This window comes from Propioniciclava tarda (assembly GCF_900182665.1).
GTDB lineage: Bacteria > Actinomycetota > Actinomycetes > Propionibacteriales > Propionibacteriaceae > Propioniciclava > Propioniciclava tarda.
The window spans coordinates 22,480-47,624 of the sequence record NZ_FXTL01000015.1; the positions used below are offsets into that span (position 1 = coordinate 22,480).

Annotated in this window: 26 protein-coding genes, 1 other RNA gene and 2 pseudogenes; 12 read left to right on the plus strand and 17 right to left on the minus strand. The window is 70.6% G+C overall.

Translation table 11 applies throughout. The features are described from left to right. Positions 1-9: 9 nt before the first annotated feature. From FN821_RS11045 to dprE1, 3 genes are read right to left on the minus strand one after another with little or no spacing between them, the layout of a single operon-like run. Positions 10-486, minus strand: coding sequence for an NUDIX hydrolase (locus FN821_RS11045; protein ID WP_131172663.1), 477 nt, complete (start codon positions 484-486; stop codon positions 10-12). Continuing rightward, positions 486-1,247, minus strand: a complete 762-nt coding sequence (gene dprE2 / locus FN821_RS11050) for a decaprenylphospho-beta-D-erythro-pentofuranosid-2-ulose 2-reductase (protein WP_131172664.1) — start codon at positions 1,245-1,247, stop codon at positions 486-488. Before dprE2 ends, FN821_RS11045 begins: the two co-directional genes overlap by 1 nt. Before the next feature lie 9 nt (positions 1,248-1,256). After that, the gene (gene dprE1 / locus FN821_RS11055; protein WP_131172665.1) at positions 1,257-2,669 is read right to left on the minus strand and encodes a decaprenylphosphoryl-beta-D-ribose oxidase; all 1,413 of its coding nucleotides are present in this window, start codon (positions 2,667-2,669) and stop codon (positions 1,257-1,259) included. Positions 2,670-2,763: 94 nt separating this feature from the next. Here dprE1 and FN821_RS11060 point away from each other — a divergent pair. After that, positions 2,764-2,994 (plus strand): annotated as a pseudogene (locus FN821_RS11060) (phage tail protein); the annotation flags it as partial. 1 nt (position 2,995) lies between these two features. On the opposite strand, the gene FN821_RS14755 reads toward FN821_RS11060, so the two are convergent. The 3 genes and pseudogenes from FN821_RS14755 to FN821_RS11070 form a co-directional block, all read right to left on the minus strand. Next, complete coding sequence (locus FN821_RS14755) at positions 2,996-3,136, minus strand: PIN domain-containing protein (protein WP_241660233.1); 141 nt, start codon at positions 3,134-3,136, stop codon at positions 2,996-2,998. Between the two features lie 51 nt (positions 3,137-3,187). Then, positions 3,188-3,295 (minus strand): annotated as a pseudogene (locus FN821_RS14910) (AbrB/MazE/SpoVT family DNA-binding domain-containing protein); the annotation flags it as partial. A gap of 46 nt (positions 3,296-3,341) precedes the next feature. Further along, positions 3,342-6,305 (minus strand): bifunctional [glutamine synthetase] adenylyltransferase/[glutamine synthetase]-adenylyl-L-tyrosine phosphorylase, encoded by a 2,964-nt coding sequence (locus FN821_RS11070; RefSeq protein WP_131172667.1) that lies wholly within the window; start codon positions 6,303-6,305, stop codon positions 3,342-3,344. Positions 6,306-6,483: 178 nt separating this feature from the next. Here FN821_RS11070 and FN821_RS11075 point away from each other — a divergent pair, with 178 nt between their 5' ends. Genes FN821_RS11075 through FN821_RS11095 form a run of 5 tightly spaced genes read left to right on the plus strand, consistent with a single transcriptional unit; the run spans position 6,484 to position 11,826 of the window. Further along, entirely contained in the window at positions 6,484-7,713 is a 1,230-nt protein-coding gene (locus FN821_RS11075) for an efflux RND transporter periplasmic adaptor subunit (protein WP_185956578.1), read from the plus strand. Continuing rightward, positions 7,710-8,432, plus strand: coding sequence for an ABC transporter ATP-binding protein (locus FN821_RS11080; RefSeq protein WP_131172669.1), 723 nt, complete (start codon positions 7,710-7,712; stop codon positions 8,430-8,432). The genes FN821_RS11075 and FN821_RS11080 overlap by 4 nt, the downstream gene beginning before the upstream one ends. Further along, a complete protein-coding gene (locus FN821_RS11085) occupies positions 8,432-9,661 on the plus strand; it encodes an ABC transporter permease (protein WP_131172670.1) in 1,230 nt (409 codons plus the stop codon). Before FN821_RS11080 ends, FN821_RS11085 begins: the two co-directional genes overlap by 1 nt. A gap of 3 nt (positions 9,662-9,664) precedes the next feature. Then, positions 9,665-11,500 (plus strand): efflux RND transporter periplasmic adaptor subunit, encoded by a 1,836-nt coding sequence (locus tag FN821_RS11090; RefSeq protein WP_131172671.1) that lies wholly within the window; start codon positions 9,665-9,667, stop codon positions 11,498-11,500. 23 nt (positions 11,501-11,523) lie between these two features. Further along, the gene (locus tag FN821_RS11095; RefSeq protein ID WP_165489346.1) at positions 11,524-11,826 is read left to right on the plus strand and encodes a sterol carrier family protein; all 303 of its coding nucleotides are present in this window, start codon (positions 11,524-11,526) and stop codon (positions 11,824-11,826) included. On the opposite strand, the gene FN821_RS11100 is transcribed toward FN821_RS11095, so the two are convergent. Continuing rightward, entirely contained in the window at positions 11,776-12,345 is a 570-nt protein-coding gene (locus tag FN821_RS11100; protein ID WP_165489347.1) for a GNAT family N-acetyltransferase, read from the minus strand. The two genes, FN821_RS11095 and FN821_RS11100, sit on opposite strands and share 51 nt — an antisense overlap. Positions 12,346-12,409: 64 nt before the next feature. Further along, positions 12,410-13,747, minus strand: coding sequence for a type I glutamate--ammonia ligase (glnA, locus tag FN821_RS11105; protein WP_131172673.1), 1,338 nt, complete (start codon positions 13,745-13,747; stop codon positions 12,410-12,412). A gap of 49 nt (positions 13,748-13,796) precedes the next feature. On the opposite strand from glnA, the gene FN821_RS11110 reads away from it, so the two are divergent. Then, entirely contained in the window at positions 13,797-14,648 is an 852-nt protein-coding gene (locus tag FN821_RS11110; RefSeq protein ID WP_131172674.1) for a P1 family peptidase, read from the plus strand. Positions 14,649-14,654: 6 nt separating this feature from the next. On the opposite strand, the gene FN821_RS11115 is transcribed toward FN821_RS11110, so the two are convergent. Next, positions 14,655-14,891 (minus strand): hypothetical protein, encoded by a 237-nt coding sequence (locus FN821_RS11115; RefSeq protein ID WP_131172675.1) that lies wholly within the window; start codon positions 14,889-14,891, stop codon positions 14,655-14,657. Between the two features lie 167 nt (positions 14,892-15,058). Here FN821_RS11115 and FN821_RS11120 point away from each other — a divergent pair, with 167 nt between their 5' ends. The 3 genes from FN821_RS11120 to FN821_RS11130 all read left to right on the plus strand — a co-directional run bounded on the left by FN821_RS11120 (position 15,059) and on the right by FN821_RS11130 (position 16,897). Further along, complete coding sequence (locus FN821_RS11120; RefSeq protein ID WP_131172676.1) at positions 15,059-15,442, plus strand: VOC family protein; 384 nt, start codon at positions 15,059-15,061, stop codon at positions 15,440-15,442. Positions 15,443-15,512: 70 nt separating this feature from the next. Continuing rightward, the gene (locus tag FN821_RS11125) at positions 15,513-16,139 is read left to right on the plus strand and encodes a SatD family protein (protein ID WP_131172677.1); all 627 of its coding nucleotides are present in this window, start codon (positions 15,513-15,515) and stop codon (positions 16,137-16,139) included. Beyond that, on the plus strand, positions 16,139-16,897 hold the full coding sequence (locus FN821_RS11130) for a hypothetical protein (RefSeq protein ID WP_131172678.1): 759 nt from the start codon (positions 16,139-16,141) through the stop codon (positions 16,895-16,897). The genes FN821_RS11125 and FN821_RS11130 overlap by 1 nt, the downstream gene beginning before the upstream one ends. A gap of 17 nt (positions 16,898-16,914) precedes the next feature. Here FN821_RS11130 and FN821_RS11135 read toward each other — a convergent pair whose 3' ends face one another. Continuing rightward, positions 16,915-17,130, minus strand: a complete 216-nt coding sequence (locus FN821_RS11135; RefSeq protein WP_131172679.1) for a hypothetical protein — start codon at positions 17,128-17,130, stop codon at positions 16,915-16,917. Between the two features lie 82 nt (positions 17,131-17,212). Here FN821_RS11135 and map point away from each other — a divergent pair, with 82 nt between their 5' ends. Further along, on the plus strand, positions 17,213-18,061 hold the full coding sequence (map, locus tag FN821_RS11140) for a type I methionyl aminopeptidase (protein ID WP_131172680.1): 849 nt from the start codon (positions 17,213-17,215) through the stop codon (positions 18,059-18,061). 4 nt (positions 18,062-18,065) lie between these two features. Here map and rnpB read toward each other — a convergent pair. The 7 genes from rnpB to FN821_RS11175 all read right to left on the minus strand — a co-directional run bounded on the left by rnpB (position 18,066) and on the right by FN821_RS11175 (position 24,405). Then, positions 18,066-18,461: RNase P RNA component class A (gene rnpB / locus FN821_RS11145), an RNA gene on the minus strand. A 194-nt stretch (positions 18,462-18,655) separates the two neighbouring features. Next, positions 18,656-19,558 (minus strand): ABC transporter substrate-binding protein, encoded by a 903-nt coding sequence (locus FN821_RS11150; protein ID WP_131172681.1) that lies wholly within the window; start codon positions 19,556-19,558, stop codon positions 18,656-18,658. Between the two features lie 14 nt (positions 19,559-19,572). After that, on the minus strand, positions 19,573-20,301 hold the full coding sequence (locus FN821_RS11155) for an ABC transporter permease (protein WP_180319765.1): 729 nt from the start codon (positions 20,299-20,301) through the stop codon (positions 19,573-19,575). Further along, complete coding sequence (locus FN821_RS11160) at positions 20,298-20,942, minus strand: ABC transporter permease (RefSeq protein ID WP_131172682.1); 645 nt, start codon at positions 20,940-20,942, stop codon at positions 20,298-20,300. Before FN821_RS11160 ends, FN821_RS11155 begins: the two co-directional genes overlap by 4 nt. Beyond that, positions 20,939-22,075 carry an ABC transporter ATP-binding protein gene (locus FN821_RS11165; protein WP_131172683.1) on the minus strand — a complete coding sequence of 379 codons (1,137 nt, stop codon included), beginning with the start codon at positions 22,073-22,075 and terminating at the stop codon, positions 20,939-20,941. The genes FN821_RS11160 and FN821_RS11165 overlap by 4 nt, the downstream gene beginning before the upstream one ends. A 136-nt stretch (positions 22,076-22,211) precedes the next feature. Continuing rightward, positions 22,212-23,636 carry an RNB domain-containing ribonuclease gene (locus tag FN821_RS11170; RefSeq protein WP_131172684.1) on the minus strand — a complete coding sequence of 475 codons (1,425 nt, stop codon included), beginning with the start codon at positions 23,634-23,636 and terminating at the stop codon, positions 22,212-22,214. 28 nt (positions 23,637-23,664) lie between these two features. Next, a complete protein-coding gene (locus FN821_RS11175; protein WP_131172685.1) occupies positions 23,665-24,405 on the minus strand; it encodes a zinc ribbon domain-containing protein in 741 nt (246 codons plus the stop codon). A 109-nt stretch (positions 24,406-24,514) separates the two neighbouring features. On the opposite strand from FN821_RS11175, the gene FN821_RS11180 reads away from it, so the two are divergent. Beyond that, positions 24,515-25,075 (plus strand): histidine phosphatase family protein, encoded by a 561-nt coding sequence (locus FN821_RS11180; protein WP_131172686.1) that lies wholly within the window; start codon positions 24,515-24,517, stop codon positions 25,073-25,075. Positions 25,076-25,145 lie beyond the last annotated feature (70 nt).

A 25,145-nucleotide genomic window follows, 5' to 3' on the forward strand; every position in this document is an offset into this window, starting at 1 on the left:
AGACGCGCCCTAATGCCCGTGGAGCTCGACCGGACCCGTCGGGACGCCGTCCGTCAGCAGCCGCCGGAGCTGGTCGTGCAGGCTGCGCGGGGAGGTCATCACGTCGGACGCCGCGAGCTCGGTGGGCGTCCACCAGCGCATGCCAGTCACGAACTCCGCCGCCAACTCGTCGCGGCTGAGGTCCGGATGGGGCTCGAAGGCCGGCGTCCGAACGAGATGACACGTGTCCACTTGGCCGTCCCAGTCTCCGAAGCTCCACACGTCGACCTTGCTCCAGAGGGCCGGTCCGATGTCGGGATCGGCGAGGCCGACCTCTTCGGCCAGTTCGCGGCGCAGCGCGGCGTAGGCGTCCTCGCCGGGCTCCAGCCCGCCGCCCGGGCAGGCCCAGAACTCCTCTTCGCCGCGCGGACGCAGGTCGAAGTGAACGAGCAGGACGCGGTCGTCCGGGTCGAGGATCAGCGCCCGAACAGCCTGGCGCAGGCGCATCAGATCGGCAGGCGCTTGAAGATCGGCTTCGGGATGTGGCGGAGGACCAGCATCACGAGTTCGAACGCGGGCGGCGCCCAGACGATGGCCTTGCGCTTGCGAACGCCGTCGTAGACCAGCTTGGCGACGTCGGACGGGTTGACGGTGAGCGGGGCTTCCTTGACGCCCGCCGACATCCGCGTCCGGACCTGGCCGGGCCGCACGACGATGACGCCGACCCCGTCAGCCTCCAGCGCCTGGCCGAGGTTGGTGTAGAAGCCGTCGAGGCCCGCCTTCGTGGCGCCGTAGACGAAGTTCGAGCGGCGCACCTTCATGCCAGCAGCCGAGCTCATGGCCACGATCTGGCCGTGGCCCTGAGCCTTCATCTTCTGGCCCAACAGCACGCCGACGCTCACGGCCCCGGTGAAGTTCACGTCCGCCGCGAGGACGGCTTTGGCCTGGTCCTGCCAGAGCTCCTCCTGATCGCCCAGCAGCCCGAAGGCGACGATGGCGAGGTCCACGTCGCCGTCGGCCCAGGCGGCGTCGAGCACGGCGCCGTGCGAGGCGGTGTCGGTCGCGTCGAAGTCGAGGGTCCGAACGCCGCGGGCGCCGTCCGCCTTGACGCGGTTGACGGCGTTGGCGGTCTCTGGATCGCCAGGTTGACAAGCCAGGACGACCTCGGCCGGCGCGTGCGAGAGGTACTCGGCGACGATCGCCAGCCCGATCTCGGAGGTGCCCCCGAGCAGCAGAATCCGTTGCGGGTCGCCGACGGCGTTGATCATGGTTGGCTCCTAGATGAGGTCGAGTCGGCGGGCCAGGTCGGAAGCGAAGACCCCGTCCGGGTCGATGGAGCGGCGGGTGGCGATCCACTCGTCGATCCGCGGGTACATGGCGTGGAAGGTGGCGGCGTCCACGCGGGAGTCCTTGGCGGCGTACAGGCGTCCGCCGAATTCCAAGACGCGGGCGTCCAGCTTGGTCAACAAGTCGCTCAGGCCGGGCCGGATCGGGAAGTCGACGCAGACGTTCCAGCCCGCCATCGGATAGGACAGGGGCGCGCGGGTGCCGTCGCCGAACAGCTTGAAGACGTTGAGGAACGAGTGGTGACCGGACGCCGAGATGTCGCCCAAGATCAGCTTGAACTCCTCGACCGCCTCGGGCGGGACGACGAACTGGTACTGCAGGAAGCCGTCCGAGCCGTAGGCGCGGTTCCACTCGCCGAACATGTCGAGCGGGTGGTAGAAGCCGGTCAGGCTCTGGATCTTGTTGGTGTAGGTGCCCGACTTCGCGTACCAAAGCGAGCCCAGCGCGCCGAACGTGAGCTTGTTGGCCAGGCCGTTCGGGAAGACGTCGGGCAGCGTCAAGAAGGTCTTGCCCGAGAAGCCGAGCGGGTCGGACGCGAGCTTGGGGGCGTACTCGCGCAGCTCGTCCAGCGTGGCGAGGTTGCCGCGCGAAATGGCCGCGCGACCCAGCTTCGGGGGCGCGGAGATGGCGTCGAACCAGGCCGAGCTGTAGTCGTAACGCGCCTCGGAGCCGTCCGAGTGGGCGGCGATCGTCTCGTCCAGGGTGCGCGTCCGGACGCCGTCGGCCAGGAAGTAAGCGGTCTCGGTGCGGGTCATCGTCAGCGTGACGCGCAGGATGATGCCCGTCAGGCCGAGCCCGCCGACCGTGGCCCAGAAGAGGCGTCCGTCGGGGTCGTCGGGGCTGCCCTCCGGCCGGATCGTGAGGACGCGGCCGTCCGCGACGAGCAGATCCATGGACGCCACGTGGTCGCCGAAGCTGCCCGCCGAGTGGTGGTTCTTGCCGTGGACGTCGCAGCCGATCGCGCCGCCGATGGTGACCTGGCGCGTGCCCGGCAGGACCGGCACCCACAGGCCGTAGGGCAGGGCCATCCGCATCAGCGTGTCGAGGTCGACGCCGGCGTCCAGCACGACCTCAGCCGACAGCGGATCGATCGAATGGATCGTGTTCAAAGCCGTCATGTCGACGACGAGGCCGCCGCCGTTTTGGGCGACGTCACCGTAGGAGCGTCCCAGACCGCGGGCCAGGACGCCACGCCCACCGCGCGTGCGGCGCTGGGCGGCGTCCTGCACCGCACGGACGAGCTGGTCGGCGTCCGATGTGCTCAAGACCTGGGACGCCGACGGTGCGGTCCGTCCCCAGCCGGTGAGGCGCTGACGGGTGGTCGGAAGCTGGTCGGTGGTCATCGCCGTCGAGTCTAGTCAGGAGGCAGGCCAGGCGACGGTTGCCGTCGAGCCGGACGCGGGGTAGCTTCGCCAAGTTCGCAACGCCGAGGCCCTGGTCGACGGCATCCGCTGGACGCACGTGTTCTACTCCGACGGGTTGGCCGTGAACGTCCTCTACACCCTCGCGGACGCCGGGAAGCGCGCCGTGGGCTTCAAGCTGAGCGAAGGCATGGAGCCGCCCGCCGAGCTGTCGGCGTTCACGTGGGCGCGGCAGAAGTCCAAGCTCGCGGGCACCATCCGCGGGTCGTTCTTCGTGGTCAAGGGCGAATACTCCCGGGTGGCATGAACTAGTCGGGGATGACCTCGACGCTGGCGCCCACAGCCTCGTAGGTCGCTCGGGCGCGGGCGTCCCGGGTCAAGAGAGGCAGCCCGCTGTCGATGAGCGCGAACACGACGTCATCGGTGACCTGGGTCTTTGACCTGGCCACGAGGCGACCGTCGGCGTCTCGAACGAGTCGTGCGGTTCGGCCGCCGGGAGTGATCTGGACGCCTCCCCCGTAGCGAGAGACGTCGACGGTCGAGCCAGGGGTCAAGCCGAGCGCGTCGCGTAGCACCTTGGGCAGGAGGAGTCGTCCGCCAGCATCGATCGTCGCCTTCCTGGGATCGGGCTACCAACCGACTCCCATTCAGCGCCTAAGCCTCCCAGAAGAGGCGGTCCATCACGCGACGGGCCGCCCTGGCGCGCTGCAGCCAGTCCTCGATGAACTCGGACGCCGCCCCCTTGGGGTAGCCCAGCAGCTCCGAGACCGGCGCCAACTCGCGCATGTCGGTCGGGATCGTGTCGGACGCCTTCCCGCGCAGCAGCATCGTCGCGTTCCTGATCCTGGACGCCCACCGCCAGGCCTCCCCCAGCCGGGACGCGTCGTCTGCACCGATCAGCCCGGACGCCTCCTCGGCGGCCAGCGCAGCGAGCGTGGTCGGGGTCCGGAGCGCCGCCTCGGCGTCCGCATGACGAAGCTGCAGCAGCTGAACGACCCACTCGACGTCGCTCAGCCCGCCCGGCCCCAGCTTCACGTGCCGCTTCGGGTCCGCGCCGCGCGGCATGCGCTCGGCCTCCATCCGCGCCTTGAGCTTGCGGATCTCGGTGACCTTCTTCGCTTCCAACCCGCCGATCGGGTAGCGGACGGCAGCGACGGCGTCCAAGAACCGCGACGACAGCCCCCGATCGCCGGCGCCATGGTCGGCACGCAGCAGGGCTTGCGACTCCCAGGTGGACGCCCACGTCGCGTAGTACTTGGCGTACGACGCGAGGGTCCGGGCCATGGTGCCGCCCTTACCCTCGGGACGCAGGTCCAGGTCGATTTCCAGCGCCGGGTCGGGGCCGGGCTGCGCGAGCAGGCGCCGCAGCGTCGTGACCACCGACAACGCCGCGCGTGCGGCGTCCGGATCGTCGCCGTCGTCGATGACGACCATCGCGTCGGCGTCTGAGCTGTAGGACAGCTCGCGTCCGCCCCAGCGGCCCATGGCGATGACCGCCAGACCGGGCAGGTGGTCGACCCCGCGGGACGCCACCTCCAGCGCCGCATCGATCGTGGCCGACATGACGTCGGCCAGCCCGGCACCGAGAGCCTCGACGTCGATCTCGCCCAGCAGGTCGCCCATCGCCAGACGCAGCAACTCTTCGCGCCGGACGGCCCGGATCGCGCCGATCGCCTTGGCTTGATCGTCGTGGCGGCGCGCCGAGGCCCGCATCTCGCCGAGGATTTCGTCGGTGGTCCGGGCCCGGATCAGATCGGGCTCGCTCAGCAGCTGAACCGATTGGGGCGCGCGCAGCAGCAGGTCGACCGCGTAGCGACTGGACGCCAGCACCTTGGCCAGGTTCTCGGCCATCGCGCCCTCGTCGCGCAGCGCCCGCAGGTACCACGACGTCTTTCCGAGCGCCTCCGACACCTGGCGGAACGCCAGCAGGCCGTGGTCCGGGTTCGGACCCTCGGCGAACCAGCCCAACATGGCCGGCAGCAGCTGCCGTTGAATCTCGGCCTGCCGCGTGACCCCCTGCGTCAGCGACTCGATGTGACGCAGCGCCGCCTTGGGATCCCGGTAGCCCAGCGCCAACAGCCGCGCCTCGGCGGCCTCGGACGTGAGCCGGACGGCACCCGACGGGATGCGCGCCACCGCCTCGAGCAGCGGCGAGTAGAAGAGCCGTTGATGCAGGCTCAGCACCCGCCGCTTGGACGCCTGGTAGGCATCCGCCACGGCGTCGCCGTCAGGCAACCGCAGGCTCCGGGCCAGGGTGCGTCGGGTCTCGGCATCGGCCGGGAACAGATGCGTGCGGCGCAGCTGGGAGAGCTGGACCCGATGCTCCAGCACCCGCTGGAACCGGTAGGCGGCGTCCAGGCGGGCTCCGTCCTCGCGCCCGACGTACCCGTGCTGGACCAGCGCGGCCAGCCCCTCGAACGTGCCCCGCAGCCGCAGCCGCGCGTCCGAGCGGCCGTGCACCAGCTGCAGCAGCTGGACGCTGAACTCGGTGTCGCGCAGGCCGCCCGCACCAAGCTTGATCTCGGCGTCGGCCTCCTTGGCCGGGATCAGCGAGATCACCCGCTTGCGCATCGCCTGCACCGCCGGAACGAAGTCGTCGTGGCCGCCCACCTGCCACACCAGGGGCCACACGATGTCGACGAAGTCCTGCGCGAGGTGGAGGTCGCCCGCCATCGGACGCGCCTTCAGCATCGCCTGGAACTCCCAGTCCTTGGCCCAGCGCTCGTAGTAGGCCCGCATCGAAGCCAGCGTCCGGACGAGTGGTCCCGCCTTGCCCTCGGGACGCAGCGCCGCGTCCAGGGGCCAGATGGTGCCCGCGGCCGAGTGGGCCGAGGTCGTCCGGGACAGGCTGGCCACGATCTTGGACGCCAGCGCCACGGCCTCGGATGCCGACACCACGGGCTCGCCGGCCACGCCCAGCGCCGGCTCGGCGATGTAGAGGACATCGACGTCTGAGACGTAGTTGAGCTCGCGGGCGCCGCACTTTCCGAGCGCGATGACGGCCAGCCGGACCGTCTCCCACCCGGGGACCTCGGCCCGCGCCAGCGCCAGCCCCGCCTCGACCACGGCATCCGCCAGCGCCGACAGCTCGCGCGCGACGCCCTCGACGGCGTCCGCGGGCTCTGGCGCGGTCAGGTCCCGGGCGGCGGTGCGCAGCAGCGCCCTGCGGTACGCCAGTCGAAGGTCGTCCGGGGTGCCGGACGCCACCGCCTCGACGACGCTGGGATCGGCGCCGACGGCGTCCAAGAGCTCGGCCCGGAGGGCCGCCTCGTCGCGCTCGGACACGTCGTCGCGCAGGACCTCGACGTCGCCCGGGTGGGCGCTGAGGTGGCGTCCGAAGGCGGCGGACGCCCCGAGCACCCGAGCCGTCCGGACGCCCCACGTCTCGTCGTCCGCCAGCGCGGCGAAGGCGTCCGGCAACGAGCTGGCCAGGCGATCGAACCCGGCGAGCGCCAGGTCGGGGTCGGCCGAGCCGGACATGGCCTTCACCAGGCGCTCGACCCTGGCGGCGTCCCCGCCGAGCACCGGCTCCCAGGACTGGAGGAACGCGGCCGCCGCGGCCGGATCGCCGAAGCCGGCCCGAGCCAGGCTGCCGGTCAGGGTGGCGATGCGACTCATGCGCGCGATCCTAGGACCTCCATGGCACGGACCAACGGCGTCAGGCGGGCCCCGTCCCGGACGGCGGACGGATCCGGCCGAGCACCTAGGACGCCTACAGGGGCTTCACAGGGTCCTCACAGGAAAGGAGAGTTGTCTGGCGAACGTCCCGATGGTGGGGCCAGTGCGGAGGCAACTCATGGCGGACCAGGCAACAACCCCCAGCCGGGTGCAGAAGCCGACGAGGCCGCGACGCAAGTGGCTCTGGGTGGCTGGCGCGATGGTGATCGTGCTGGCGCTGGCGGGGGCGGTGTTCATGCTGCTGCGCCCGCAGACACCCGTGGCCACGACCAGGACCTTCACCCTGCCCGTCACCAAGACCACCGAACAGGTCACGGTAAACCTGACCGGCACGCTAGCTCCGCAGAACCAGGCGAACCTGTCCTTCGCGTCCGCGGGAACGGTGACCTCGGTGTCGGCCGTGGTCGGCAGCACGGTGAGCGCCGGCCAGGTGCTGGCGACCATCGACGACACCCAACTGAGGAACGCGGTCACGCTCGCCCAGGCGAACGTGACGGCGGCCAGGACCTCGTACTCCACCGTGGCGTCGACCTCCGGGGTGACCCGCGCGCAGCTCTCCAACGCGCAGGCCCAGATCGACTCCGCGGTGGCCAAGCTCTCCAGCGCCAAGACCTCGTTGAGTCAGGCCAGACTGACGACGCCCATCGCCGGAACGGTGGCGTCGGTCAACCTGACCGTCGGCTCGCAGGTCGGCTCGGGGTCGTCCGGGGGTGCCTCGGCGGCTGGGGTGTTGGGCTCGTCGGGCTCGGCGGCCGCCAGCGCCCAGATCGTGGTCATCTCCCCCACGAGCTGGCTGGTGAACGGCACGGTGGGTCCGGCTGACGTCGCCTCCCTCAAGCCGGGGCAGCCGGTGGCGGCCACCGTCACCGGGACGACCGTCACGACGACCGGCAAGGTCAACACCGTCGGCATCGTGGCGACCACATCGAGCGGCTCGACCACTTTCCCGGTGACGATCCTGCTGGACGGCAATCCGGCCGGCCTCTACGACGGCGTGGGCGTGACGGCCGTCGTCACCACCGGCACCGATCCGGACGTGTTGAGCGTGCCGACGGCGGCCATCAGCAACACGGGCGGGACGCCGACGGTGCAGAAGATGGTCAACGGGTCCCCGATCACCACCGAGGTGCAGCTGGGCAAGGTGTACGGCGACCGGACCCAGGTGGCCTCCGGCGTGGCGGAGGGCGATCTGGTCCAGGTCACGGTGCGAGTCGCCGCGGGACAGCGGCCTTCGGGCGGCGGCAGCTCCGGTGTCAACTTCCCCGGCATGGGCGGCCAGGGCCAGGGCCAGCGTCCGAACAATGGCGGCGCACCGCCGGCGGGGGCGCCGGCGGGGGGCGGCGGATGACCAGCGTCTTGACCACGACGGACGCCGCGGCGACGGCGTCCGCGCCGTTGATCTCCATGACGGACGTCTGCAAGACGTACGAGGCGGGCGAGATCAAGGTGGACGCCTTGAGCGAGGTGAACCTCACCGTGGGCGGCGGCGACTACGTCGCCATCATGGGGCCGTCGGGCTCGGGCAAGTCGACCCTCATGCACATCCTGGGCTGCCTGGACGTGCCCACCTCGGGCCGCTACCTGCTCAACGGCACCGACGTGAGCGCGATGAACGAGAAGCAGCTGGCGCACGTCCGCAACGCCGAGATCGGCTTCGTCTTCCAACAGTTCAACCTGCTGGCGTCCGAGACGGCGCTGCGGAATGTCGAACTGCCGCTCATGTACGCCGGGGTCCGGCCGGCTGAGCGGCATCAGCGGGCTCTTGAGGCGCTCGACCGGGTCGGGCTCGCCGACCGCGTGAAGCACCGTCCGGGTGAGCTGTCCGGCGGTCAACAGCAGCGGGTCTCGGTCGCCCGGGCGCTGGTCACCAACCCCGCCCTGCTGCTCGCCGACGAGCCGACCGGCAACCTCGACTCCGTCTCGACCAAGGACGTCTTGAACCTGCTCGACGAGCTGCACGGCCAAGGCCGGACGATCGTCCTGATCACGCACGAGCATGACGTCGCCGCCCGTGCGGCGCGCGTCACGAAGATCATGGACGGACGCCTCAGCGAGGGTGGGTTCTGATGCCGCTCTCCGAGACGATCCGGACCGCCCTGCGAGCGCTGAACGCTCGCCGCCTGCGTTCGCTGTTGACCGTCCTCGGCATCCTGATCGGCATCACGGCCGTCATGCTGACCGTGGGGCTAGGCCAGGGCGCGCAGACGGCCATCACCGGCCAGATCAACTCGTTGGGCTCCAACCTGATTGTGGTGTCGCCCAGCTTCCAAAGCTCCTCGTCGGGCATCCGCGGGGGCGGGACCGCGGCGACGACGCTCACCCTGGCAGACGTCGAGATGCTCAACCAGAAGAGCATCGTGCCGGACGCGTCCGCGGTCGCCCCGGTGTCGTCAACGTCTGCCACGCTCGTCCACCTCAGCACGAACTGGACCTCGACCGTGGTGGGGACGACGCCCGAGTGGGCGTCCGTTCGCGCGCAGAAGCTGGAGACCGGACGGTTCTTCAGCGCCGCCGATCTGAACACCAACGCCCCGGTGGCCGTGATCGGCTCGACCGTCGCGACCCAGCTGTTCTCGACGTCCAGCCCCATCGGCAGCACCATCCGGATCGGCACCGAGGACTTCGCCGTCATCGGCGTCCTGGCGGCGACGGGCACCAGCAGCTTCATCGACCAGGACAACCAGGTCGTCGTGCCGCTCACCACCTATCAGGGACGCCTGGCCCCGTCCGCGACAGCCGGCTCGTTGACCGCCGTCTACGTGCAGGCGTCCAGTGCGAAGACCTTGTCGGCCGCCTACTCGGAGGTGCAGAACGCCCTGCTGAACGCGCATCGCGTGACCTCCGCCAATCAGGACTTCACCGTGAGCACGAACGCGTCGCTGGTAGGGGTGGCCACGACCCTCACCAACGTCTTGACCGCGTTGCTGGGCGGCATCGCCGGTATCTCGCTGCTGGTGGGGGCGATCGGCGTCATGAACATCATGCTGGTGTCGGTCTCGGAGCGGGTGCGCGAGATCGGGCTGCGCAAGGCGCTGGGGGCGACCCCCGCTGTGATCCGGCGCCAGTTCCTCGTCGAGGCCGCGATCCTGGGCCTGCTCGGCGGGCTGCTCGGCGTCGGGCTCGGCATGCTGGGTGCGCTCGCCCTCACGCCGGTGCTGCAGATCCCCGTCGAGATCTCCTGGCCGGCGACCGCGCTTGCCCTGGCCGTCTCCTTGGCGATCGGCGTGCTGGCCGGCGTCTACCCGGCGTCCCGCGCGGCGCGGCTGGCCCCCATCGACGCTTTGAGGAGTGAGTGAGTGATGAAGAACTCCAACGCGACGGCGATCCGGGCCGTGGTGGCAGGCGTCGTGATCCTCGCGCTGGCCGGCGCCGGTGCGGCCTTCGCCTTCGGCGGCGGGCTGCCCAAGCCGGCCGCCGACTACAGCCTGACCAAGGCCACGACGGGGTCCATCACCCAGACCTGGTCCGGCACCGGGACGGTCGCGCGCTCCAACCAAGCCGTCCTGACGTTCGGCTCGTCGGGGGTCGTCTCCGAGATCAAGGTCAAGATCGGGGACGCCGTCGCCGCCGGCGACGTCGTGGCCACGATCGACCCCACCCAGCTGGAGCTGTCGGCCGTGATCGCGAGGGCAGGCGTCCAGCAGGCGCAGGCCCAGCTCGACACCGACCAGGCGGCTGCGTCGGGCACCACGACGTCCGCGGCGGCGTCCGCTGCTTCGGGCACGGCGTCCGCGCTGGCCGGACTCCAGGCCCAGCTGCAGACCCTCTCCGCCAAGCTGGCCGCGGCCAACGCCGCGTCGGCGACCGACAAGGCCGCAGCGGCTGCCGCGACGCTCGCCAAGCAGAAGCTCGTCGCGGGCCTCGTCGCCGCGCTGGCCAGCACCGACTGCACTGCGACGTTCGCGGCCGGAGTGTCCCCCGGGCCTGGACCCGTTCCGCCGCCCAGCCCTACGCCATCCCCGATCGCCAGCCCGTCGCCCTCGCTCTCGGCCTCGCCGACCCCATCGGCCACCCCGAGCGACACGGCCTCGCCGAGCCCGTCGGCAACCCCGACCGACACCCCCTCGCCGAGCGCAACCGCGACGCCCAGCCCGTCGACGACGCCCAGCTCGTCCCCGTTGGCGACCACCTTGGCGACGCCTCCGTCCGGGCCCACCGCGGCGCAGGTCACCGGCTGCCGGGCGTTGCTCGAGAAGGTCGTCGCCGCGGCGGAGGCGTCCGCGCCCCAGCCCGGCGGGGCGTCGTCGCCGTCAACTGCCGGCTCGGCCAGTGCGCCCGCGGGGGCCGGTTCGACGACGCGTCCCACCACGTCGGCCGCGAGCGGCACCGCGGCGGCGGCGTCCTCGTCTTCGTCCTCGACGAAGGCGACCGGGGCGGCGGCCGGCGTCGGCGCCCAGTCGAGCGAGGTCAAGGTGGCCAACGACAAGGTCGCCCTGCTGCAGGCGCAGCAGAACCTCGCGACCGCGCAGGCAGCGGTCGAGTCCGCGTCGCTGACGTCGCCCATCGCCGGCCGCGTCGCCGCGATCTCGCTCGTGAACGGGCAGGCCGCCGGCACGAAGTCTGTGACCGTCATCGGCGAGGGGGCGGCGACCGTCAGCACCACGGTGCCGTTGAGCGTCCGTCCGCTCATCAACACCGGGCTGAAAGCGACCGTCAGCGTGCCGGGTTCGACCGCGAGCCTGGTGGGCTCCGTCACCCAGGTCAACCTGCTCGCCACCGCCGGATCCGCGTCCGGCAGCCCCACCTACGGCGCAGTCGTCACGGTCGATGACCCGCAGAACCTGCTCTTCGGCGGCGGGATTGCGGCCGTCTCCGTCGCCCTTGGCTCGGTGGACGGCGTGACCGTGCTGCCCGGCTCGGCCGTCACCCCGACCGGCACCGGCACCGGCACCGTCCAGGTCCCCGGCACGGACGGCTCCGCCGCGGCCCGCACCGTCACCGTGACCACGGGCGCGACCGGTCAGGGGCTCGTCCAGATCCTGTCGGGCGTGAACGCCGGCGACACGGTGATCCTCGCGGACCGCTCGGCCGCGGTGCCGGCAAACTCGAACCAGCGCGCCGGCTCGGCCCGCTCGACCACGGCCACCGCCGCCAGTTCGGCCGCCCCAACGCCCGCGGCCACCCCGACGAGGTAGGTCGCGTGCGGCAGAATGCCGCCATGACGGACGAGAGAGCTCAGCAGGCCGCGGCGGTCCGGACCTCGCTGGCGCGCCTAGCCGCCCTCCACCCCGGACGCCTCGTCGAGGTGCGGGTCCCGCCATGGGGGGCCGTCCAGATCGGACGCCCCGGCGTCGCGTCCGTCCACCGCCGCGGAACGCCGCCGAACGTCGTCGAGTGCGACGCGCTCACCTGGCTGGCGCTCGCCGCCGGCTCCTTGACGTGGGCGGACGCCGTCGCGCAGCACCGCGTCTCAGCGAGCGGCAACCACGCCCAGTTGGGTGATGTTCTGCCACTCGCCTGAGGCGTCCGCACCGAACAGGACGCCCTCGCCGCCGGTGAACGTGACGCCGGGAAAGTCGAAGTCGCGGGTCAGCTCGCGGAACCCGATCTCGCGGTGCAAGTCCATGGAGGCGTGGTTCGTGGCGTTGACGACGAAGTAGGTGCGGCGGCCGCGGTCCCGCGCCCAGGCACAGCGGGCCTTGGTCAGCGCCCGTCCGATGCCGCGGCGCCGGAACTCGGGCGCGACGATGATGCCGCTCAGGTAGTAGCCGTCGGGGACGTTGCGTCCACCGATGGCGCCCGGCGTCTGCCAGGCCAGGCGGGCGTAGCCCACGACTTTGCCCTGATGAACCGCCACGAACAGCAACTGCCCCGCCACCAGCCAGATCCGGAGCCGACTGAGCCAGCTGGACGCCGTCCCGCCGTCCCTGGACGCGAGCAGGACCGCGCAGGCCGGCAGGTCCTCCATCACGGCGGGGCGAACCTGGACGCCGGGCAGGGGGCGTCCGTGGTCATCGGGGGTGTACTCGGCGAAATACATCACAGTGGGCACACGATGGCAGCCCGGACGGACCGGCCCTGCGGCGTCCTGCAGGTGAGATGCCTCACAGGGTCGGCAGGAGCGTCCTCAGCTCGTACGGCGTGACCTGGCGCATGTACTGCTCGTACTCGGCGCGCTTGTTACGCAGGAAGAAGTCGAACACGTGGTCGCCCAGGGTCTGGGCCGCCAGCTCAGAATTCTCCATGGCGCGGACGGCGGACTCGAGGTTGTACGGCAGCGGCTTGATGCCCATGGCCTGGCGCTGGCGGTCGGTGAGCGACCAGACGTCGTCCTCGGCCGGATCCGGCAGCTCCATCGCGTTCTCGATGCCCGACAGCCCCGCGTTCAGAATCAGCGCGAACGCCAGGTACGGGTTGGCGGACGTGTCCAACGAGCGCAGCTCGATGCGCGCCGAGGAGGGCTTGTTGGGCTTCCACATCGGAACGCGCACCATGGCCGAGCGGTTGTTCTGGCCCCAGCAGATGTAGGACGGCGCCTCTCCCCCGGACGCCAGCCGCTTGTAGCTGTTGACCGACGGGTTGAGCACGGCGCTGATCTCGGCCGCGTGGTGCAGCAGTCCGGCGATGAAGTGGCGTCCGGTCTTGGAGAGCCCGAACTCGGCGGACGCGTCGTAGAAGGCGTTGTCGTCGCCCTCGAACAGGGACACGTGGGTGTGCATGCCGGAGCCGGGGGCGTCCTGGAGCGGCTTGGGCATGAACGAGGCGAACAGGTCGTGCATGACCGCCACCTCCTTGATGACGACCCGGAAGGTCATGATGTTGTCGGCCATCGTGAGGGCGTCGGCGTAGCGAAGATCGATCTCCTGCTGCCCCGGACCACCCTCGTGGTGGCTGAACTCCACCGAGATGCCCATCTGCTCGAGCATCGTGATCGCCTTGCGGCGGAAGTCGGTGCCCGCGCTGGCCGTGGTGTGGTCGAAGTACCCCGAGTTGTCGACGGGCGTCGGCACCTCGCCCGGCACGAGGGGCTGGTTGAACAGGTAGAACTCGATCTCGGGGTGCGTGTAAAAGGTGAAGCCCATGTCGGCGGCCTTCTTCATGGCCCGCTTCAGCACGTACCGCGGGTCGGAGAACGACGGCGAGCCGTCCGGCAGGCGGATGTCGCAGAACATGCGGGCGGTGCCCTGGGTCGGGCCGCGCCACGGCAGCAGCTCGAACGTCGTCGGATCGGGATGGGCGACCATGTCGGCCTCGTAGACGCGCGCGAAGCCCTGGATCGCCGAGCCGTCGAAGCCGATGCCCTCGCTGAACGCGCCCTCCAGCTCGGCCGGGGCGATCGCCACGGACTTGAGGAACCCGAGCACGTCGGTGAACCAGAGTCGGACGAAGCGGATGTCCCGCTCTTCCATCGTGCGGAGGACGAATTCGGTCTGCTTGTCCATGGCAGCAGTCTGCCCGTGCCCGTGTTACGCGCGAGTTACAGTTCCGGGCATGCTGATGCCCGTTCCCGGCGTGCGCGTCGGGCACTCCACGGACGCCGTGGGCGCGACCGGCTGCACCGTCGTCGAGCTGCCGGCTGGCTCGATCGCTTCGTACGAGGTCCGGGGCGGTGCGCCGGCCTGTCGCGAGTTGCTGCCCTTGGAGCCGGACAAGTCGGTGACGACGGTGGACGCCGTGCTGTTGACCGGTGGGTCGGTGTTCGGGCTCGCCGCCGCGGACGGAGTCGTCCGCTACCTGGCCGAGCGCGGCCGGGGCGTCGGGACGCCCGCGGGACCCGTCCCGATCGTGCCGACGCTGGGGCTGTTCGATCTCGCCTCCGGGTCGTCGGACGCCCGCCCGGACGCGGACGCGGGCTACGCAGCGATGGCTGCGGCGGCGTCCGAGTTCGCGGTGGGCCGCGTCGGCGCCGGAACGGGCGCGTCGGCGTCCAACTGGCGCCGTGAGGGACGCCGAGGCGGCGGCCTGGGCTACGGCGAACGTCGCCTCGGCGACGTCATCGTCGCCGCCATCGTGGCCGTCAACGCCTTCGGCGACATCGTGGACGCCGTCGGCGCCGATGCGCTGGACGCCGTCGCGGCCCTCTCCGCGGCGTTCGACTTCGACCGGACTAACACCACCATCGGCGTGGTCGTCACCAACGCGCGGCTCGACAAGGTGGCCTGCCGGATCGTGGCCCAAGGCGCCCACGACGGGCTTGCCCGGTCCGTCACGCCGCCGCACACACGCTTCGACGGGGACGGCTTCGTCGCGGCGGCCACCGGCGAGGTTGCGACGCACCCCGACGTCGTGCGGATGCTGGCCGTCGCGGCGGTCGCCGAGGCGATCCGCTCGACGGCGTCCTGAGGCGCGTCAGCCCAGGAGGCGGAGCAAGGACGCCGCGGGGTCCGCTGCCTCTCCCCTGACTCCGCCAAGGCCGTGTGCCCGCCGGGCGAGCGCGTCGACATCGACGCCGGTCGCGGCGCCGAAGATACGCGCGGTGTCGCCCTCCAGGCGGTGCACCAGATGGGCGTCCAGGTCGAACACCACCGAGGAGCCCTCGAAGAGTTCGGTGTGCAGATTCGAGCGTGCGGCCCCAGTGATGGCCATCTGGTGATCCTTTCGAGTTCATGGTCCGCGCCAGGAAATTCATCGGCGCCTTGCAGAACCTAAGGTGCATGCCGGCCACCACGCATGTCGTCTGATCAGGGGACAAGGGCAGACAGTGACCGGCAGCGCCCGTTCAGATCGCGCCGCCGACCCGCTAGCGTGGCCGGATGATCACCGCGGTTCACACGCTCATCTACTCCGATGAGCCGGACGCCACGCGCGCGTTCCTGACAGACGTGCTGCGCTGGCCGTCGATCAACGTCGGTGGCGGGTGGCCCATCTACGCGACGGGACCGTCCGAGCTGGGCGTCCATCCCACGAGTAACGAACACGAGGGTGTGGTGCACACCTCGCCGCGGCAGCACGAGATCGCTCTGGTCTGCGATGACATCACGACGACCGTGGCCGAGTTGACCGGACGCGGGGCTCGGTTCACGCGGGAGATCCGCGACGAGGGCTGGGGGCTGACGGCGCCGGTCGAGGTGCCGGGGGCCGATCCGATCCTGATCTACCAGGCCCGGCACCCGCTCGCGGCGTTCGGAGTCAACTGATTCTCTTGCGGCGCGGACTAGTCAAACCTTTTCTTTGATCTTCATCCTCTGCAAGCCATATGCTTGACCGATGACCGTGGAACCGTCGCCGCAGTGGGCCCTCATCGGCGACCTGATCGCGTCTCGCGACTCGGGTGACCGAGGCGCCCTGCATGCCGCGCTGACGGCCGCGCTCAAAGCGACCAACGAGGCGGTCGAGGCGATTACTCCCCTCAAGGTCACGGTCGGCGACGAGTTCCAGGGCGCGTACGGACGCCTCGGCGACGCCCTCCGCGCCACGCATCTGGTCAGGCTCGCTCTGACCGGCACGGCGGGCGTCCGGTTCGGGCTCGGCTTCGGAGGCGTCCGGGTGCTCGATGCGGAGCGGGGCCTCGAGGACGGCCCCGCCTGGTGGGCCGCCCGAGACGCCATCAACGAGGTCGAACGAGCCGCGCGGCGGCCGGGGGGCGCGGCGCTGAGGACCGGGCTGCCCGCCCTGGTCGGCCCCGGCGATCGCGCGGCGGTGCTGCTGATCGATGGCGCGCTGGCGAAACTGTCGGACACGGCTCGTACGATCCTGTTCACGGTGATCACGGGTGGACGCCGCAGCGACGTCGCCGATCGGCTAGGCATCACACCCCAGGCCGTCAGCCACCACGTGACCACGCATCAACTGGCCCTGCTGGGTCAGGCGATGACGACGTTGTGGGAGGTGTGATGACCTGGCTGGCCATCCTGTGGCTGGGCATCGGTGTCGCGTGCCTGGTTCGCGAGTCCTGGGGCGGACGCCGCTGGCTCGCGTCCGCTGGCGTCGGGATCGCCTGTCAGCTGGTCCTGGCGGCGTTGGCCCTGGATTTCGACGGGCCGAGCGTCATCGTCGTGATCGTCTGCGCCGCCTTGGTGGTGGCCTACGAGTGGTGGCACCACGCGCCCCCGACCACGTCGCGCGACGCCTTGATCGGGCTGGGCCTCATCGGTTTCCCGACCGCGATGGTGCTGACGCTGTCGGGGGTGGCGCCCGAGGCGTCCGGCCTGATCTCGGGCTGGCTACGGCACCTGCCGTTCCTGCCAGCAGGCACCAAGAGCGCTGGGCACGTGCTCGCGCTCGGGGCCGCGTTCATCCTGAACCTGGCCGCGGGCAACACGATCGTGCGCGACGTCCTGGTGGCGTCCGGCGTGTCACCGGCTGCCCAGGGGCCGACCGGCACTCCTCCGGTGCTGACTCAGCCGCGCCTTCGTGGCGGACGGGTGCTGGGTCCGATGGAACGCGTGCTGATCCTGGGGTTCGGGGCGGGCGGCAACCTCGCTGCCGCCGCGCTGGTGATCGCCGCGAAGGGGCTGGTGCGCTTCCCCGAACTCTCGGCGACGTCACGGTCGGAGAACGGCCCGCGGATCGACGAGGTCACCGAGTACTTCTTGATCGGCAGCTTCGCCAGCCTGCTGCTGGCGCTGGGGTGCGTCGCGGTGACGACCTGACCGGGGTCCTGGATAGGTCAGCTGAAGGGGTTCCAGTCGGCGTCTTTGTCGCCCGCCTCGTCGACATCCTCCTCCTGGGCGTCCCAGGCCTCGTTGCGCTCACGCACCTTCTCGAGCGCGTCGCTCGCCTCGGCGTAGGTCTCGTAGGGACCGAGTCGGTCCTCGCTCTTGCAGCCGTCGTAGGGCTCTACGGCGTGGTGCTTGAGGCAGTAGTACCACGGTCCTTCGGTCACGTTCGTCTCCTGTGATTCGGGCTCCGGCTTGGGCGGACGCCTCGCGCGCAGGCGTCCAACACAGTGAACTATGATCGCCGCCGTGACAGCAATCAAGCCTTACGCGATCAGCGCTCGACGGGCGGTCCCGGCGGGGATCGTCCGGCCGACGTATGTCGATCGTCCCGCGCCGGAGCGCTACACGGGCAGCCACGTGCAAACGCCCGAGACGATCGAGAACATGCGCGTGTCCGGACGCATCGCGCACAACGCGATGCTCGAGGCCGCCAAGGCGATCGCGCCGGGCGTCACGACCGACGAGTTGGACGCCGTCGCGCACGAGTACATGTGCGACCACGGCGCCTACCCGTCGGCGCTGGGCTACCGCGGCTTCCCGAAGGCGATCTGCACCTCAGTCAACGAGGTGATCTGCCACGGCATCCCGGACGCGCGTCCCCTCGAGGACGGCGACCTGGTCAAGATCGACGTGACGGCGTACAAGAACGGCGTCCACGGCGACAACTGCGGCACCTTCTTCTGCGGCGACGTGCCGCAGGCGTGGCGCGACCTGTCGGACCGGACGCACGAGGCGTTGAACCGGGCCATCAAGGCGGTGCGTCCCGGGCGGGAGATCAACGTCATCGGACGCGTCATCGAGTCGTACGCCAAGAGGTTCGGCTACGGAGTCGTGCGCGATTACACGGGGCACGGCGTTCACTCGGTGTTCCACTCGGGGCTGGTGATCCCGCACTACGACGAGCCGGCGTTCGACACGGTGATGGAGGTCGGCATGACCTTCACGATCGAGCCGATGCTGACCCTGGGCGACTACCGCAGCGACGTCTGGGACGACGGCTGGACGGTCGTCACCATCGACGGCTCGCCGTGCGCGCAATGGGAGCACTCGATCGTGGTCACCGAACACGGCGCGGAGATCCTGACCGCGTCCTGACAAGGGGATGAGCCGGCCTGTAAGCCGGATTCTGTCGTTCACGAAGAACGGGTGACCATCCATCTGCGACGGCTGTTGCCAGCCGCCTTCGGTCCGCCGGCGCGTGCGCCGGTGATGCCGTGCGACCTACCCGGACGCCTCGCGCGGGCAGCGCTCGGACGGCGTCCGCGGGCCGAAGCCCTTCTTGGTCTTGCTCCAGGTGGGGTTTACCGAGCCACCCCCGTCACCGGGGATGCTGGTGGTCTCTTACACCGCCGTTTCACCCTTACCCCCGAAGGGGCGGTCTGTTTTCTGTGGCACTGTCCCGCGGGTCACCCCGGGTGGGCGTTACCCACCACCTTGCCCTGTGGAGTCCGGACTTTCCTCGACGCTCGCGCGCCGCGGTCACCCGGCCGACTCATCCGCCGGACAGTCTAGAGCCCGGACGCCGCGGGCGGCTCCGCATCGAGTCCAAGCAGGGGCAGCTGACCACGGAGCCGACCTTCGTCCCGTTTGCCGACGTCCGAACCTCGGCGAAACGGACGAGCCCTCGGCGAAACGGACGAGCCTCGGCCCTGTGCAGGCTGACCCTCCACGGGCCGTGTTCAAGGTCGGCTACGCGAGACCCTGGGCCTTCAGCCACTCGGACGCGACCGCGGAGGCGTCCTTCTTGTCGACGACCACCTTGGTCACCAACCCGGCCAACGTGTCCGTGTCAAGCTTCGCGGAGACCGCGTTCAGCGCGCCTTTGACGGTGTCGGACGCCTTCGCCTTGGTGATCACCGGGATGACGTTCTGAGCCCCGAACAGGTTCTTCGGATCATCGAGCACGACGAAGCCGTTGGCCTTGATCGACGGATCCGTGGTGAACAGGTTCGTCGCCTGCACCTGGTCGTTCTTCAGCGCCTGCACCGACAGGGGTCCGGCGACGTCCAGCGGCTTGAACTCCTTGAACGTCACGCCGTACACCGACGCTAAGCCGGGGACGCCGTTGGCGCGCGTCGGCCACTCCGGGGGGCCACCCAGCACGAGCTGGCCGGCGACCGGCGCCAGATCGGCGATCGACGTCAGCGAGTACTTGGACGCCGTCGCGGCCGTCACCACGACCGCGTCCTTGTCCTGGGCCTTGGCCGGCTCGAGCGCGACCAGTGTGTCGGGCAGCGCCGCACGCAGAGCGGCGAGCGCCTTGGCCTCGTCGGCCACGTCGGCGTCCTTGTTCAGGTACTTGGCGAAGTTGCCGGTGTACTCCGGAATCAGGTTGATCTCACCGCTCTTCAGCGCCGGCACGTAGGTCTCGCGCGAGGCGATGTTGAGCTTCGTCGTGACGGCCACGCCCTTCGCCTTGAGCGCCTCCGCGTAGATGTCGGCGAGCAACTCGCTTTCGGGGAAGTTCGCCGAACCGACGACGATCGACTCGCCGGACGCGCCCGCACCGGACGACGCCATCGGGTTACCAGCACAGCCCGCGAGGGCGAGGGCGGCCAGCACACCGGCGGCCGCGATCCGAATCAGCTTCATCTCGTTCTCTTCCTTCAGGCGACCGGGTTGGCCGGGGTTGGGTTCTTACGGTCGATGGGACGCCGCCTCGCAGGAACCAGCCCCGGCGAGATGGCCACGCGCTGGACGAGCGCGAACACGAGGTCGACGGCCAGCGCCAGCGCCGCCACCAGCACAGCACCGGCCGCCATCTGGCCGTAGTCTCGCACGGCCTGCCCGTCGATGAGCAGGCGCCCGAGCCCGCCCACGCTGACCGCCGCGGCAATCGTGGCGGTCGCCACCACTTGCAAGGCCGCCGATCGGAGCCCCCCGAAGAGCAGCGGCAAAGCGCACGGCAGCTCGACCCCGAACAGCACCTCGCGCGACGACATCCCCATCGCCTTCGCGGCGTCCCGGGCCAGGGGGTCGACGGCGTCCACGCCCGCATAGGCCCCGGCGAGGATGGGCGGCACGGCCAGCACCACCAGCACCAGGATCGACGGCACGACAAACGCCAAGTCACCCCGAATCCGCGGCCCGAGCACCAGGACGGCCACGAACAGCAGCCCCAACGTCGGGACCGACCGCATGCCGTTGACGAGGTTGACCACCGCCCAGCGACCGCGTCCGGTGTGGCCGACCCACAGGCCGAGCGGGACGCCGATCGCCGCGGCCACCAGCAAGGTCACCAGCGTGTAGATCAGGTGCTCCAGCACGCGGGCGGGAATCCCGCCCGACCCCTGCCAGTGCGCGGGATCGGTCAGGTAGGCGAGGATCAGGTTCATCCCGCTCGCCCCCCGCGCAGCCACGGCGTGACCGCCCTCGCCAGGGCCACAATGGCCAGGTCGAGAATCAACGCCAAGACGATGCAGGCCACGATGCCGACCACGATCGGGTCGAGGAAATCGCGCGCGAATCCGTCGGTGAAGAGCGAGCCCAACTGGGCGATGCCGATGAGCGCCGCGACCGACACGATCGACACGTTACTCACCGCAGCGACCCGCAGGCCCGCCGCGATCACGGGCACCGCCAACGGCAGTTCGACCGTGACGAAGCGCCGCACCGGACCAATCCCCATCGCGGTCGCCGCCTGTCGCACCTGCTCCGGCACCGACGAGAGTCCGTCGGCGACCGTCCGGACCAACAGCGCCACCGTGTACAGCGTCAGCGCCACGATGACGTTCAGCGGGTTGAGGATTCCCAACCCCAGCACGAGCGGCATCAGAACGAACAGCGCCAGCGACGGGATCGTGTAGAGCAGCCCGGACGCGGTGATGAGCGGCGTGTACAGCCGCGGGAACCGGGTCGCCAGCCACCCCAGCGGCACGGCCAAGGCCAGGCCCACGACGAGCGGGACCACAGCCAAGTAGGCATGCGTCACCAGCAGACCGCCCACCTGCGCGAGGTGATCCAGGAACCACGTCATGGCGCGCCGTCGCCGTTCGAACTCGCGGGAGTCCCGTCCGCCGATCCTCCCGCGCCTTCGATCGCCGCCAGGACGTCGTGCGCGCTGACGGTTCCGATGAGGCGCCCGGCATCGTCGGTCAGGACGCCTCGGCGGCTGGGCGCCGACAGGGCGGCGTCCAGCGCGGCTCGAAGCGAACCGGACGCCCGCGCGACGGTTCCGCCGCGGTGCAGGTCCGAACGCTCGACGCGAGCCCCCAGCCGCGCCGGCTCGACCCAGCCGACGGGTGCCCCTGCCTCGTCGACGATCAGCAGCCAAGCCGCGCCCGAGGCGACCGAGCGCGCGGCGTCCGAGCTGGTACCCAAGACGACCGTGGGCTCCGTGCCGATCGGCACCGAGCCGCCGGGGGCGAACGCCAATCCGCGGTAGCCGCGGTCGCGGCCCAGGAAGTCGGCGACGAAGTCGTCGGCAGGATCGGCGAGCAGCCGCTCGGGAGACGCGAGCTGCGCCAGCGTGCCCCCGACCCGCAACACGGCCACCTGGTCGCCCAGCTTCACCGCCTCGTCGATGTCGTGGGTCACGAACACGATCGTCTTGCCGAGCTCGCCCTGCAGCCGCAGGAACTCGTCCTGCAACTGCTCGCGGACCTGGGGATCGACCGCGCTGAACGGCTCGTCCATCAGCATGATCGGAGGGTCCGCAGCGAGCGCCCGAGCGACGCCCACCCGCTGCTGTTGGCCACCCGAGAGCTGGTTCGGGTAGCGCTTCGCCAGCGACGTCGAGAGCCCCATGCGTTCGAGCAGCTCCATCGCGGACGCCCGCGCCTGCGTCTTGGGCACCCCCAGCAGCAGCGGAACGGTGGCGATGTTGTCGAGCACCGTGCGGTGCGGGAAAAGCCCGCCGCTCTGAATCACGTAGCCCATGCCACGTCGCAGTTCGTCGGCGTTCATGCCGGAGATGTCTCGGCCGTCGACGGTGATGCTTCCCGACGTCGGCTCGATCATCTTGTTGATCATCCGCAGCGAGGTCGTCTTGCCGCAGCCGGAGGGCCCGACCAACACCGTGATCTGGCCCGTGGGCGCCTCCAGCGTCAGGCCGTCGACCGCAACGGTTCCGTCGGGGTACGTCTTGCGGACGTCGCTGAACCGGATCACGCGCGGCCCTTCTGCTGGGGTTTGGACGCCCCAGGGGCGTCCCGTCAAGCCAGGCTAGAGACGGCTGCTGACAATTCCAGGACCGTTCTGCGCGCTACAACCATGCGCAGCGGGATCTGATTCCCGCGCGTTCCCCTCAGAGGGCGCTGAACAGCACGGTGCCTTGCACGAGATCGACCGCCTCCAGCCGCACCTGGACCTCGTGGCCCAACGCAACCTTGCCCTTGACACGCGCCGCGACGGCCGGGGACGCCACCTGGACGACTCCCCCATCGCCGCGCTGGTCCAGCTCGATGACGACGCCGGTGAAGGTCTGGCCGAGGTGGCCCTGCATCACCAACGCCTCGACGAGGTCGACGATGCCGCGCTCGTACTTCTTGGCACGGATGTCGGCCGACTCCATGGTGGCCGGCAGCCCCGGCAGCGCCGTCCGCACCCAGTCGGGCACGGGCTGACCCGAACAGATCGACAGGCAGACCTCGCCCGCGTACCGGTCGACGAGGCGCCGCAGCGGGGCCGTGCAGTGCGCGTACTCCACCGCCAGTGCCGCATGGAAGCGCTGCTCTGGCACCGTCCCGTCGAAGGCCGCGTAGCCGGCCCCCCGGAACAGCCGCGTGCAGGCGTTCAGCATCGCGGCCTGCCCGGGCACCGCGGGGTCCAGCGACCGAACGAATTCCGCGTACGGCATGGAACCCGGCCACGTGAGTCGCAGGCCCTTCGCCACGTGGCGCAGCCGGTCAATGTCGCCCTGCCGGGCCGGCGGGAGCGTCCGCAGGATGCCGATCTTCGCCCCCAGCATCAGCTCGGCAGCCGCCATGCCGGTCAGCAGGGAGATCTGGGCGTTCCAGTCCTCGACCGGCAGGGTCGTCCGGAAGGCCAGCTCCCACGTGCCGCCCTGGGTCAGCACCACTTGTTCCGGAGCCGACAGGCTGACGCCGCCACGGGCCACCTCCTGCGCCTGCCGCAGCTGTCCCACCACCTTCAGCAACTGCAACGACTCGGACGCCGTCCCGCCGTCCAGCGCCGCCTGGACGCCCTCGTAGGTCAGCTGTTCGCGGCTTTGGACGCGCGCTCGCGAGACCTTCTTCGAGGTCATCGCGCCGGCGGCGTCCAACGTGATCTCCCACAGCAGCGCCGGCCGGACGACGCCGGGCAACAGCGAGGCCGCGCCCTCGGACAGGACCGGCGGATGCAACGGCGTCCGCAACGAAGGGGCGTAGAGGGTCTCGCCGCGGGCGTGCGCCTCGGCGTCGATCGCGCCACCTGGACGCACGAAGGCCGCCACCTCGGCGATCGCGTAATGGACGACGTACCCGTCCCCGGACCGCTCGATGTGCAGCGCCTGGTCGAGATCCTTCGACCCCTCCGGGTCGATGGTCACGAACTCGATGTCGGTGCGGTCGGCTTCCGGGAGAACCACAGCGGACGCCGCGGCCTCAGCCTCGGCCAGCACCGCGTCCGGGAACGACGACGGGACGCCGAGAGCCTCGCGCAGCCGCGCGACGCCTTCGGTCAGGGCCTCGGGGATGTCCTCGGCGGCGGCGAAGTGGAGGGCTGGCATGGTCGCGTCCTTCGGTCGGCCGAGAGGATCAGTGGGCGTCGGCGGCGCGGACGAGGATGCGGTTGCACTCCTCGCAGCGGAGAACGTCGTCCGCTGGCGCCGCCATGAACCGGGCGAGATCGGACGCCGTCAGCGTCAGCTGACAGCCGCTGCAGCGCCCGTTCGCCAGGAGGGCTGCGCCCGTACCCCCGGACCGTTCGGCGGTCTTCGCGTAGGCGGCCAGGAGGTCCGCGGGCAGTCCGGACGCGAGCTGCGCGCGCTCGGCGCCGTGCGAGGCGAGCTCGGCGTCCAGCACGGCCAACTGGGCGTCACGGGAGGCCATCAGCGCACGGAGCTCTTCTTCGACGCCGCTCTTGCGGGCGGCGAGCTCGGCGAGCTCGCTCTGGGAGGTTTCGAGGCGCTCCATGACGTCGAGTTCGACGTCCTCGAGCTCGCCGATGCGCCGGACCAGGGACGCGATCTCGTCCAGCATCGCCTGCAGCTGCTTGGGATCGGTGATGCTGCCGTCGTCGACCCGCTTCCGGTCGCGGGCGAGCCGCTCGCGCACCGGCGCCAGATCGCCCTCGGAGCGGGCCTGCTCCTGTTCCAGGTCGTAGATGCGGGTCTTGACCGCCGTCACGCGCTCGCCGATCGTGCCGCGCTCGGCCTGGGCCCTGGCGATCTGAGCGTGCTCGGGGAGCTGGCGGCGGCGGTGCTGCACCTGCGCGACGGTGGTGTCGACGGCCTGCAGGTCGAGCAACCGCTGTTGCGCCTCGGGTGCTGCCTTCATTGGTCGCCATCCTCTCCCTCGCGACGCACACCGGCTGGATCCGTCGTCAGCCGCACCTTATCGCGGGGCGCCGACGGCGTCGGGCGCCCTGACCCGCCAGGATGGGGCCATGACCGACCTGTACCTCGTCCGGCATGGCGAGACGGCCTGGAGCAAGTCCGGGCAGCACACCTCCACCACTGACCTCGACCTGACGGCCAACGGCGAGGACCAGGCTCGCGCCCTCACCGGACGTCTCAACCGGGCCGACTTCGGCCTCGTGCTGTGCAGCCCCCGCCAGCGGGCCCAGGACACCGCCCGCCTCGCCGGCTTCGGCGACTTCGAGGTCGAGCCCAACCTCGCCGAATGGAACTACGGCGACTACGAGGGGCTCACGTCGGCACAGATCCGCGAACGCCACCCCGGGTGGCGCATCTGGTTCAACGGCTGCCCCGGCGGCGAGGACGCGCTCGAGGTCCGCCGCCGCCTCACGCGCGTGGTCGACCGCGTCCGGTCGTCCGGCGTTGACAAGGCCATTTGCTTCGGCCACGGGCACGCGTCCCGCGTCCTGGCGCTGGCGTGGCTGGACTTCCCGATCATCTTTGGCCAGAGCTTCCCCGTCGAAGTGGCGTCCGTGTCGGTCCTGGGGCGCGAGAAGGAGTCCTGGGCCGTCCTGCGCTGGAACAGCTGAGTGAATCGAACGCCATCCGCCGTCCGACCGTGCGGTGGTGCGGCGGTCGTAGGGTTGCCCTCAGGCTAAG